This is a genomic window from Acinetobacter sp. YQ_14, from assembly GCF_043102985.1.
Lineage (GTDB): Bacteria > Pseudomonadota > Gammaproteobacteria > Pseudomonadales > Moraxellaceae > Acinetobacter > Acinetobacter venetianus.
The window spans coordinates 56,746-68,968 of the sequence record NZ_JBICJJ010000020.1 but is presented as its reverse complement, the minus strand read 5'-3'; the positions used below and the strand labels follow the sequence as shown (position 1 = coordinate 68,968).

The window sequence follows — 12,223 nt, the reverse complement described above, 5'->3', positions numbered from 1 at the left end:
GCAGTACGAGCAGGTGAAGGCTTACTCATCACCACTCATGCCCAAGAACAAGCTGAAGGTGACCACCTTGATGCGCAACCAGCCAAGGAACAGCTGGAAGGCAATCAAAACAATGCCAAAGCCTTAAGTGAAGTTGCGAAGAACCAACAGACGGATGAGATTGAGTCAATTGAACAGCTAAAAGCTTTTTTTGAATCGCTAGAGTCAAATATTGCTAAATTTAACAAAGCTGTCCTTTTACTCAATTCTCCTGAAGGTATTGGCCTAAGTACCAATGAAGATATTCATTTATCGGCAGATGGACAGATCAATCAGTTTGCGGGCGATAGTATCAATCTAAGTACGCAAAAGAACTTGATTGCTCATGTCAGTGGTAAAGCGAGCCTGTTTGCTGCACAGAGTGGGATTAAGCAGGTCGCTGCTAAAGGTAAGTTTGAAGTTCAGGCGCAGTCAGATGGCATGGATTTACTGGCTAAGCAAGGGATTCAAATTATTTCAACAGAAGACCGCATTGAGATCACTAGTCCGAAAGAGATTGTGATTACAGCGGGTGGTTCTCAGATCAAGTTGGATGGTTCAGGTATTTTCCCGACCACAGGTGGCAAGTTCGAGGTGAAGGCAGGGCAGCATTTGTTTATGGGTGGGGCGAAAGCGGCATATGAACTTCCAATATTACCAAGTTCAGACTTTGAGTTAGTTCAAAAAAGTATGAAATTTGATCTAAGTCAATTGGATATGTTATCTGATTTTTCTCAATCAAAATATAGAATTTATAAGAATAATGGGGCTTTCCACGAAGGGTTTCTAGATGCAAAAGGTCGAACAAAAAGAATTTCATCTTCTGAGATGGAAGAATTGGAGTTGATTATTGAACATCCTGATTTTGTTGTCGAAGAAGAATTTTTTGTAGAACCAAATGATAATTTGGAGAACTGAAGTTGGCTAAACTAAATTTCCGTATCACATTTTTTTATTTGGGTTTTAAAGAAGTTGTCCCTAATCTTGAGTATAGGATTCAAACGAGTAATGATATTATTCAATTGACACCTGAATTACAAAAAAAATGGGTAGTCCCTACGATAACGCCTCCCAAATTTATGAAAGTAACAAATAAGAAAGGCGAGACAGAACCTTTTAAAGTGAGTGGAGTGTGCACTATTGAAGTTTATGTGAAAGGAACACCAACATCATATAATCAATGGACATTGGTTAAAAAAATACACGTCAATGAAAATTATCTTCATATGAAAAGTATTGAATATGCTTTAAGAGTGCAAATTCCTTTTAGTAAGTTTGGTAAAGCTGTTACAGCCGATAAGGGGACTTCTAACCATCAGTCTGACTACTACCAAGTACAGTCCGGAGATACTTTAAAAACAATTGCTCAGAAATTTAAAAAAGATATTCAAGTGTTGATGAGCAATAATGATATAAAAGACCAGAATAAAATTAAGGTTGGACAAAAAATTTATATTGGAGATGCTGTAAAAAAAGAAAAAATATCAATCAAATCAAGTAATCCAAATGATTTTGTAGATATTGTCTATGAAGTTAAGGCTGGGGATACGCTATCGAGTTTGGCAAAAAAGTTTAAAGTTAATCCGAGTCTGATTGCAATGCAGAACAATATTTCTTTGTCTGATATGAATAAGCTGCAAGTTGGAAAAATTTTAAAAGTAAAAAATAATCGAGATCGCTATATTCCTGAAATCCTAAAAAAAGAGTTAATGTTTTCAAAAGAAAAAGGTTTAGCAATCACACAGTATCAAGCCAAAGAGCCCTCTGCGAAACAAATATTTATAACTTTTAGTGGAGCATTATATTTTATTGGAAGTGCATTGGATATTGGGATTGCTTATGATGATAAGGGAGACTGGATGTTATTTGTTTCTGTTGGTGTAAGTGGTGAAGTTGACCCAAGTAAAGTCCCTCATTTAGCCAATGGTGGAAATATAAATGAATTATCGAAATTGCTAAAAGATGAAAAAAAGCTTAAAGAAAGCTTGAAAAAAGATGTAAATGTTTCAATCGGAAGTACAACTTTAAATGTAAAAGCCAAACATGTTTCTGATTTGACAGGGAGTGGTTTGACCTTAACCAATACATTAAGTGTGGGTGCTTACTCGATCAGTCGGGTTAATGGGTATGCCACAGTGGAGGACGTTGATAGTCAAGGAAATAATGTGGAACGAACGGTGAGGAGTAGAGGGTTTCAGGATACTTTTGATGCTAGTGCTAAAAAAGTCAAGAAAGTAGCAGAAGGTAAACCAGTTTCAATCACGCATTCTGTTGCAAAATCCTATACAATTCCCATTTTATTATATGATCGAAATGAACGCCTTATTAAAGGAAAAGGAAAGGGGATTGAGTATGTTGATTAAGACAAAAAAGAATGTTTTATTAATTGTTCTGACTATGTTTTTATCTTCATTTATTTTAGTCGCTTGTGGTAATTCTACTAATACGACAAAACCGAAAGATAGCCATAGCCAACAGGACGTTAATCCCTTATTTGAAAAAGCACAAAATTTATTCGATCAAGGTAAATACGAAGATGCATATAAAATATTTAAGCAACTTGCGGATCAAGGTGATGCTAAAGCACAAAATGCATTAGGTAATGGTTATCAGCATGGTTTTTGGGGAGAAACTGATTTAAAACAAGCTAAAAAGTGGTTTCAAAAAGCAGCTGATCAAAATTATGTTGGTGGTATCCATAATTTAGGTATCTTAGAGTTTTTACAAGGAAATTATAAGCAGGCTTTACCATATTTTGAAAAAGCTGCAAGCATGAATCATGCTGATTCTATCAATATGTTAGGAATTTATAACCAAGAAGGAATAGTATTTGAACAAGATTATAAAAAGGCGCTTGCATATTTTTCTCAAGCTATAGATATTGATGCAGATAATGCAAGTGCTCTATTTAATATTGGGCAAGCTTATTACTATGGAGAAGGAGTCGAGCAGGATTATAAAAAAGCTTTTATATGGATTAATAAATCGGCAAATCAAGATTATAGTCTAGCGCAGATTCAACTGGCTGAGATGTACTTTAGTGGTAAAGGTGTCAATAAAAATGTTGCGAAAGCTATAGAAATTATTAAGCCTTTGGCAGAGTTAGGTGATCCAAAAGCACAACAAAACTTGAAGTGGTATGTTGATCATCCAAATTAAATTAATTTATATAATTTTTTAATATAAGTGAGTTAGATTGAATATGAAGATTAAAACAAAAAATAATGTTTTCTTAGTTTTTCTAATTTTGTTTTTATCTTCATTTTCTTTAGTGGCGTGTGGTAATTCTAAAAACACAGCAAAGCAGGAAGCTAACAATAGCCAACAAAACGTTAATTCTTTATTTGAAAAAGCACAAAATGCATTAGGTAATGGTTATCAGCATGGTTTTTGGGAAAATGTGGATTTTGATAACGCTGTCTACTGGTATAACAAAGCAATAGAAAACAATGAACCTCATGCCGCTTATAATTTGGCGTCATTATATGAAAAAGGTGAAGGAGTAAAACAAGATTTTGATCTTGCGTATGCTTATTACACTTTAGCAAAAGAGTTTGGCTTGGATGTCGCTCAAAAAAATTACTGGAACTAGATAGTAAAGTGGTTAAAGAAAATATTCGGATTTTAAAAAATGGAGATAATATACAAATAGCAATAGATGATCCTTCTAGTAAATGGGAAATTATGGATGAAGAGGATTATCTAAAGAAGAACGGTAGATAAAAATTCTATAATAAGTAAGAAGTTTATACCAACTCAACATCCAGATATTGTCGAATTAAATTATCATCAAGCATATGCACATAATCTAGGAATGCAATATTAAAACTACCGACTGTTTGTGCATGCTCATAAGCAAGTTTACCTGCAATTGCAAAGTGAATATGTGATGCAACTGCCGCAATTGTAGGTGTACTAACAGCACTATACGCGGCTGTTAATGCACCTAAAGCACAACCTGTTGCTGTGATTTTAGGTTGCAAGTGACAACCACCATTTACCCGAATAACAAGATCTAATTCTTTAGAAATGATGTAATCCGATTCACCCGAAATCGCAATACATTTAGCATGGTTTAATAAGTTCTTTGCTTGTACATATACATCTTGGCTATTTAGCGTACTGTCTACACCTTTGGATTGAATTTGACTGCCAGCCAGCGCACTGATTTCTGAGGCATTTCCTCGAATAATTGTTGGATTGAATTTTAAAAGTTGATCTACAGTTTCACTACGCCACTTTAAAATCGCACCATAACCCACAGGATCAAGTATCCATGGTACTTGATGCTGCTGAGCAGTTTGAGCTGATATTAACATTGCCTGTGTCTGTTCAGTTGTTGGTGTGCCAACATTAATACTGAGTGCGGAACTGATTTTAGTAAAATCTTCCGCTTCAAAAGGATTATCAATCATCGCAGGTGACGCACCTGCGGCAAGTAAAATATTCGCTGCGTAATTACTTGCAACACTATTGGTTATACATTGAACGAGTGGCGATTGTTTTTGTAATGAATGCCAAGCTTCTATGACTTGATCAATAAGTTGTTGTTTCTGTGACATGATAAATCCTGAGCTAACTAACGCGTAAAATAATGGTCTTGATGTTTACATTGACGGCAAATCAATGAGACGTAATCTTTAGCATCATAGTCCACAACTAAATCATTCGAACCACAATACATACAACGCTTAACCGAATAAAAATTTAAACGAGGTTCAATTTTACGCCAAGATTTCCAAACAGGTTGAAAGAAAATATTTTCGTCATAACCTAAAAACTTAAATAACAAAACCTCACTCATTTTACTAAAAGGAATGTTGTGTGGTCTTGGCAATGTGCTTGTTTCCCAACGTTCAGCCAAAGCACGTTCACGATATTGTTCAAGTGTCTTTTTCAATAAGTTGGTATTAATAAACTTATCATTTCTCGGCTGCAATGCTTTCTGTTTATAAAGATATTCTAAAGCGGTTTGAATAAGATAATAAATTTGACCAATCGCTAACCCCTCCATCAAACGGTAGCAAAAAGCCTGAAACGAACGATTTCCAGCAATTTGAATTCCCCAAGTACGACAGTAGAACTGCATGAATTGCACAATCTCTTGGTAAAGCACCAAGTAGAGTGCATCCTTAACTTCATCTGTAGTTTTAAAGGGAACACCTAAACTTAAATTTTCATAAAACCACTGGCGAAGCTGGTGGGTAATACTAAACAGACTTGGGTCAGCATAGCCATCTAAGCGAACATTTAAATAATAATGTTCAGTTTCAATGCCAGAATCTTGTGGTTTTAAAATACCGACTTTGACGAGGTCTTGAATCAAATGGTTCTGGAATAAGAAATTAGGTGTGAATTCATGATATTTAATGTTTTTCCAATGGATCATTTCATCATGTTGAATATCTTCACGCGCATAACCATCCAATAGACTTAACAAGAACAGTTTATGTAAAAAACTGAGTTGATTGAGACTATAGATGATTTCATCTTTTGCTTTGTATTTACGTTGTTCTTGTAAAAGTGCTTGTTGCGTTTGTTTCTTTCGTTGTGCCGTGCATTGAGTACAATGACAGTTGATGTCGCTATCAGGCTTAAAAACACGATGTTCGCAATGGCTGCACTCATTGAATTGGATATCTTGAGTGTATTGTTCAGCTTCGACCCAGTACATTGAAGCCTGGCAGAGAGGACAATGGCTACTTTCATCTAACTGTTTTTGTAGAATCTGTAAATCCATTGAGAAGAAACCTATTATGCCTAAATAAAAGATTATACATGTTGGCATAAAAGAATGATGCATAGTTTTAGATTGCAAATTAAAAGCTTGAAATTTGATTTAATTTTTTAGATTTTTTACTGTCTTCAATTACAGAGAGGAAATATAACTTTGCTAACCCTTGTTCATTTAATTGTTAATTTGTGACTTAGTTAAAATTCTTATTGATTTTAAATAATTAAATATCTATTGGTCGTGTTGACTGCAGATTGTTGTTGTAATACATATGTATATTAGATGGATCAATTTTGCATTACGGAGCATATTATGCAAAGAAACTCACTCATGAATGGACTCATGGGAGTGTCATTTATTTTATTCACTTCTACCAGTTTTGCTGCAACTCCTGAAGGTTTTTGGAAAAGTATTGATGACCGTACGGGTGAGCAGCTTTCGATCATAGAAATTAAGAAAAAACCTGATAATACATATACAGGAACGATTGTTTACCGCTATCCAGTTTTAGGTGGTGGAGCAGTGTTAACCAATTGTGTGAAATGTCCAGAACCATTTAAAAATAAGCCAATCTTAGGTCTCCAAATTGCTTGGGGATTAAAAGAAGATCCTAAAAAGCCAAATCAGTATATTGATGGTCGTGTATTAGAGCCTAAAACAGGCAATATTTATAAAGGTAAAGCACAATTGAGTGCTGACGGGAAACGTATGCGTATGCGTGGATATATGGGGATTTCAGCATTAGGTCGTACCCAAGTTTGGATTAGAACAGATAGTGCGAATCCGTAAATAAGAACTATTTACAGAGAGGCCTGAACAACGAGTTTAGGCTTTTTTTTGTTTAAAATTATGTACATATGTATATGAAATAAAAATGACGATGTGGTTGTTTTTTGTGCTAAAGAGTGGTTTTGTACGATGTAACTTCCTAAAAAGTGTGATAATTTTCGACCATTAAATTTATAACGATGAATAGCTTACTTTTTAAAGACGGGGGTTAATATGCTAAATCATATGCTCATGAAAGGAATCATGGGACTTACAATTGCTTTTGCAAGTGCGACGACATTTGCTGCTTCAATCGAAGGCTATTGGAAAAGTATCGAAGAAAGAACAGGTGAACAATTATCAATTGTTGAAATCCGTAAAGGAAATGACGGACGTTTTCATGGAAAGATTGTTTATCGTTACCCAACACGCGGTATCGCGTTAACCAACTGTACGAAATGTGCAGCGCCAAATACAAATAAACCATTGCTAGGCTTAGAGATTCTGTCTGGATTTAGAGAAGATCCAAACAAAGCTGATGCTTATATTGATGGGCGTGTATTAGAAGCTACCAGCGGTCGTGTTTATAAAGGCAAAGCTGTTGTGACTGGTGATGGTAAACGATTACGTATGCGTGGCTATATGGGCGTATCTGCTTTAGGTCGCACTGTGGTGTGGTTACGAACAGATAGTGCAAATCCGTAATGAGCCTTATAAAAAACCTCGAATCTAAACAAGGTTCGAGGTTTTTTTATTGGATAAAGTCAATCGTTAAACAGGGCATGGTAAGTTTTCGTCCTCCTGACCAATTTTTTTAGCTGCAATTAATGCTTGAACTTTCTTACTTGGTACTTTCTCTTTTCCAAGCGCATCGTAGGTGTTGATTACATTGGTGACTTCTAGTGTTGTTAGACTAATTCCCTCCGCTGATAAAAAAACTGAGATAACGTTATGATCGATGCCTGCAGCGGCAAGATCATGGATTGCTTTAATATTTTCTAAGCGATAAAGATGCGCTTTTAATTCCATAGTCGTAGCCCTCACTTGTTATTTTAAATACCTACATTGGCATATATGTTTAAGCAATAACCGTGCACAAAATGTAAAGCTAACGAAAAAAATGTAAATTAAGCGATGAAATGCAGAGAGGTTTGTCACTTTTATTTATAAAGAGAAAACTATGTTGTAATTTTGTCTAAACGATAAGCTGATTCTTCAAATTCTATTTGAAAATAGACAATCTCAACCCAATAAAAATTTTAAATGCATGTCGGGTCTTACAGACAGTTTTTATTGGTTGGCGTATGATTTGTGCAGATGTCTGAGATACTCGTGGTTATAACTGTTTTCAAGGCGAGATTTTTAGACCAAACGGCATAATTTATGCAAATAAAAGACGCTTCAAGAAGTCTTGTCGACAAGACCATATACATGAAATCATGAAAGATAAGGAATACTGATGAATATCGCGGCTCAACCTCCTGTTCAAACGGATCAAACCATTTATTTAAAAGATTATCAAAAGCCATCGTTCTTGGTTGAATCAATTAATTTAGATATTCAAGTTTATGATGATCATACAATTGTTGATTCAACACTAGTGATGAAGCGTCAGGCAGCAGGCGCATTAACGCTTTTAGGCCGTGATTTAGAGCTAAAGTCGATTCAACTCAATGGTCAGATGCTTAGTGCAGATCAATACGTTCTAGACAGTGAACAATTGCAGATCACAGATGCACCAGATGAGGTCATTCTTCAAACACAAGTCATTATTCATCCAGAATCAAATACACAACTTGAAGGCTTATATAAAGCTGGCGATTTATTTGTTACGCAAAATGAGCCAGAAGGTTTCCGTAAAATTACTTTCTATCCTGATCGCCCAGATGTACTTTCAGTATTTACCACACGTGTAGAGGCAGATAAAAAATATCCAGTTTTATTGGCCAATGGTAATTTGCTCGAAACAGGTGAGGCAGGTGATGGCCGTCATTTTGCGATTTGGCAAGATCCAACCAAAAAACCGAGCTATTTATTTGCCTGTGTGATTGGTGATTTGGCGGTGCTGAAAGATCGTTATACGACTTCAGAAGGGCGTGACGTTGCATTAGAAATATATGCTATCGAAAAAGATATTCCAAAATGTCATATTGCTATGGAAGCTTTAAAGCATTCTATGCGTTGGGATGAAGAACACTATGGTCGTCCTTACGATTTAGACAACTATATGATTGTGGCTGTGAGCCAGTTCAACATGGGTGCAATGGAGAATAAAGGTCTCAATATCTTTAATACCTCATGTGTGCTTGCCGATGAAGAATTTACGACTGATGCCGCAATTATGCGTGTGCAGTCAGTGATTGCGCACGAATATTTTCATAACTGGACAGGTAATCGTATTACTTGTCGAGATTGGTTCCAGCTCTGCCTTAAAGAAGGTTTAACGGTTTTCCGTGATCAATCTTTCTCTGAAGATTTGCAGTCCGCCGCAGTACAACGTATTGATGATGTTGCTGTACTTAAATCGCATCAATTTCCTGAAGATGCTGGTCCGTTATCACATCCTCCGCGTCCAGATCATTTTGTGGAAATTAATAATTTCTATACTGCGACAGTGTATGAGAAAGGTGCGGAAATTAACCGCATGATGGCGACTTTATTAGGTAAAGAAAAATATCGTAAAGGAACGGATGAATATTTCCTTCGTCATGACGGTCAAGCCGTAACCGTTGAAGATTGGGTTGCGGCACTCAGCGCTGGTTCAGGTGTGGATTTGTCTAACTTCCTCACTTGGTATAACCAGCCAGGGACACCTAAGTTAGAAGCAAAAGGTGAATATGATGCTGCTGCGCAAACTTATCGTTTGAGCTTTAAACAAAGTTTAAAAGCACATCCAAAATACCCGAATTTGAAAGCTGTTCCGATTCCTGTTGCTTTGGCATTATTCAATGCCAATACAGGTGAGCAATATACATTGCATAGCACTGATTTATTTGTAAATAATGTGAAAGATGGTGTCTATCTGTTTGATACGGATGAGGCAACGATTGAGTTTACAGGCATAACTGAACAGCCTGTTGCCTCATTATTACGTAATTTCTCTGCACCAGTGAATTTGATATTTGATTATTCGAATGATGATTTAGCGTTCTTAATTCAGCATGAAACCAACGGTTTTAACCAATGGCAAGCAACTCAAACGTTATTAGAACGTATCCTATTAGAAGATCATAAAGCAGATACATATATTCAGGCGATTAAAAATACATTGCCAGATTTAGTGAATAAAGATCCATTACTCGCTTCACGTCTGTTTGATGTACCAAGTGAAAACTATTTGGGTAGTCGTATTGATCAAGACTATGAGCCAGAAATTGTTCGTGAAAAACGCGAGTCTGTGCTGAATCGTTTAGCGCGTGAATTAGGATCATTCTGGAAAGAAACTTATCTTGTTTTAGATCCAGATCAGCAAAAAGAATTTTCTTTGGCAATGGGTGTTCGTGCGCTAAAAAATATCATGTTGAATATGCTTGCTCGCCAAGGTGATGATACTGTATTTGAGTTGGCTTATGAACAGTATCAACAGACTGTTAATATGTCTGAACGTTTAGGTGCTCTACGTGTATTAGTTTGGAATGATGCACCACAAGCACAGGCGGCTTTAGATGATTTTTATAATCATTTCAAAGATGAAGCCTTGTCATTAGATCAATGGTTTATGATTCAAGCTTCAAATCCATGCGCAACAGCAGAGACCATTGAATATCTAACCAAACACGTTGATTATGATCTAGGTACACCGAACCGTATTCGTTCAGTTAGCGGTGGTTTAGCGGCGAATCCTGTAAATACATGGAGTTATGGCGTTGATCATTTCGTTCAGCTTGCTGCATATTTAGATGAGAAAAACCCGATTTTAGGATCTCGTTTGCTACAAGTGCTTTCACGTTGGTATACACTAATCGAGCCGCAACGCACTCAGGTTCAACAAGCCTTAAAAGCATTACAGCCAAAGGTGAAGTCGAAAAATGTATCTGAAACATTAAACTCTTTGTTGAGTATCTAATCTGATAGAAGTGTTTTCTTAGCCACAGTCGGTTACGGTTGTGGCTATTCTTTTTTATTGAATACGGAATTTTCCCCGCTAAAAAATCATAAAAATAAAAAGGGATATTTTAGGAATAATCACAGATGGCTTTGAGTGTATTTGATCTTTTTAAAATTGGTGTTGGTCCTTCAAGTTCTCATACCGTTGCGCCCATGCGAGCCGCGTATCAATTCATTCAGGTGTTGAAAGAACGTGATGATTTACAGAAAACTGAGCAAGTCAAAATTTTCTTATATGGTTCTTTATCATCCACAGGGATCGGACATGGTACAGATAAAGCAACAATATTAGGTCTCATGGGTAATGAGCCTGAAACGATTGATATTGCAGAAAGTCGATTGATCCTAGGTCAAACTTTAGTGACTAAGAAACTAAAAGTTGATGGTACAAAACTGATTGATTTTGATGCTGACCGAGATATTACTTTTATCGATGAGGCCTTAGCTTATCATCCAAATGCGATGAAAATTGTCGCGTATGACAAACATGAACATGAAGTTTATGCCAATACCTATTATTCAATTGGTGGTGGTTTTGTTTTAGATGAAAGTCATGTCAATCATGGCAGTTTCATTGAAGACAACACGCAAATTCCTTATCCATTTCAAACGGCCAAAGAGTTACTAGCGTTGTGTAAAAAGTATAATTGCAGTATTAGTCATTTGATGTTGGAAAATGAGAAAAGCTGGCGAACTGAAGATGAAATACGCACTAAAATTCTCGAAATTTGGCAGGCAATGCAGACCTGTATCCAAAGCGGATTAGAGCATGAGGGAGTTTTAGAGGGAGGGCTAAATGTAAAACGTCGAGCCAAAAATATTCATCAACGGTTATTAAGAAAAGAAAATCAAAATTTGATTGAGACGACCTTTAATGCAATGGAGTGGGTCAACTTATTTGCTCTTGCAGTAAATGAAGAAAATGCCGCAGGTGGTCGAGTGGTAACAGCCCCAACCAATGGCGCAGCAGGCATTATTCCAGCAGTTTTATCCTATTATGTAAATTTTTCAAAAGATGAGTCTGAAGATACCATCGTAAAATTCTTTTTAAGCGCAGCAGCAGTTGGAATTTTATGTAAATTGAATGCTTCTATTTCAGGTGCAGAAGTTGGATGTCAGGGCGAGGTTGGCTCAGCATGTGCAATGGCTTCGGCTGGTTTAGCAGAAATTTTAAATGGCACACCTGAGCAAGTTGAACATGCTGCTGAAATTGGTCTGGAGCATAATTTAGGCTTAACGTGCGATCCTATTGGTGGTTTGGTACAAGTGCCGTGTATTGAGCGAAATGCAATTGCTGCGGTAAAAGCGATTAATGCAGCGCAAATGGCATTACATGGCGATGGCGAACATCATGTGTCTTTGGATAAAGTCATACAAACTATGAAAGAAACAGGTAAAGACATGTCAGATAAATATAAAGAAACCTCCAAAGGTGGTTTAGCCGTCAATTCGATTGAATGTTAAACCTGCGCTAATAAACTATTAGTGTTAAATGAACGCCTTACAGAAAGGATGGTACAAACCATCCTTTTTTATTTGACAATATGAATTGTCATAAATAGTATGAAATCGATTCGAATATTATGGATGACTAAA

General features: G+C 36.4%; 11 protein-coding genes. 8 read left to right on the top strand and 3 right to left on the bottom strand.

Going from position 1 to position 12,223, the window contains the following annotated elements; translation table 11 throughout:
- The 4 genes from ACF8D3_RS10225 to ACF8D3_RS10210 all read left to right on the top strand — a co-directional run.
- Nucleotides 1-936, top strand: a 936-nt coding sequence (locus ACF8D3_RS10225) for a DUF2345 domain-containing protein (RefSeq protein WP_392471371.1), incomplete at its 5' end; no start/stop codon positions are given.
- Nucleotides 937-938: 2 nt separating this feature from the next.
- Complete coding sequence (locus ACF8D3_RS10220) at nucleotides 939-2,381, top strand: LysM peptidoglycan-binding domain-containing protein (protein WP_392471369.1); 1,443 nt, start codon at nucleotides 939-941, stop codon at nucleotides 2,379-2,381.
- Nucleotides 2,371-3,177: a tetratricopeptide repeat protein gene (locus tag ACF8D3_RS10215; protein ID WP_392471367.1), complete on the top strand. Its 807-nt coding sequence runs from the start codon at nucleotides 2,371-2,373 to the stop codon at nucleotides 3,175-3,177. The genes ACF8D3_RS10220 and ACF8D3_RS10215 overlap by 11 nt, the downstream gene beginning before the upstream one ends.
- A gap of 43 nt (nucleotides 3,178-3,220) precedes the next feature.
- Complete coding sequence (locus tag ACF8D3_RS10210) at nucleotides 3,221-3,610, top strand: tetratricopeptide repeat protein (RefSeq protein WP_392471365.1); 390 nt, start codon at nucleotides 3,221-3,223, stop codon at nucleotides 3,608-3,610.
- Between the two features lie 154 nt (nucleotides 3,611-3,764).
- On the opposite strand, the gene thiM is transcribed toward ACF8D3_RS10210, so the two are convergent.
- Nucleotides 3,765-4,580, bottom strand: a complete 816-nt coding sequence (gene thiM / locus ACF8D3_RS10205; protein WP_392471363.1) for a hydroxyethylthiazole kinase — start codon at nucleotides 4,578-4,580, stop codon at nucleotides 3,765-3,767.
- Nucleotides 4,581-4,597: 17 nt separating this feature from the next.
- A complete protein-coding gene (locus ACF8D3_RS10200) occupies nucleotides 4,598-5,758 on the bottom strand; it encodes a hypothetical protein (RefSeq protein ID WP_392471361.1) in 1,161 nt (386 codons plus the stop codon).
- A gap of 306 nt (nucleotides 5,759-6,064) precedes the next feature.
- On the opposite strand from ACF8D3_RS10200, the gene ACF8D3_RS10195 reads away from it, so the two are divergent.
- Both ACF8D3_RS10195 and ACF8D3_RS10190 read left to right on the top strand, forming a co-directional pair.
- Nucleotides 6,065-6,541, top strand: a complete 477-nt coding sequence (locus ACF8D3_RS10195; protein ID WP_004878695.1) for a DUF2147 domain-containing protein — start codon at nucleotides 6,065-6,067, stop codon at nucleotides 6,539-6,541.
- Nucleotides 6,542-6,754: 213 nt separating this feature from the next.
- Entirely contained in the window at nucleotides 6,755-7,225 is a 471-nt protein-coding gene (locus ACF8D3_RS10190) for a DUF2147 domain-containing protein (RefSeq protein ID WP_061391648.1), read from the top strand.
- 66 nt (nucleotides 7,226-7,291) lie between these two features.
- On the opposite strand, the gene ACF8D3_RS10185 is transcribed toward ACF8D3_RS10190, so the two are convergent.
- Nucleotides 7,292-7,549, bottom strand: a complete 258-nt coding sequence (locus ACF8D3_RS10185; protein ID WP_004878699.1) for a hypothetical protein — start codon at nucleotides 7,547-7,549, stop codon at nucleotides 7,292-7,294.
- A gap of 430 nt (nucleotides 7,550-7,979) precedes the next feature.
- Between ACF8D3_RS10185 and pepN the strand changes: the two genes are divergently transcribed.
- Together pepN and ACF8D3_RS10175 are read left to right on the top strand one after the other, a co-directional pair.
- Nucleotides 7,980-10,586: an aminopeptidase N gene (gene pepN, locus ACF8D3_RS10180; RefSeq protein WP_392471358.1), complete on the top strand. Its 2,607-nt coding sequence runs from the start codon at nucleotides 7,980-7,982 to the stop codon at nucleotides 10,584-10,586.
- 125 nt (nucleotides 10,587-10,711) lie between these two features.
- The gene (locus ACF8D3_RS10175; protein ID WP_392471356.1) at nucleotides 10,712-12,091 is read left to right on the top strand and encodes an L-serine ammonia-lyase; all 1,380 of its coding nucleotides are present in this window, start codon (nucleotides 10,712-10,714) and stop codon (nucleotides 12,089-12,091) included.
- The last annotated feature ends 132 nt before the right edge of the window (nucleotides 12,092-12,223 follow it).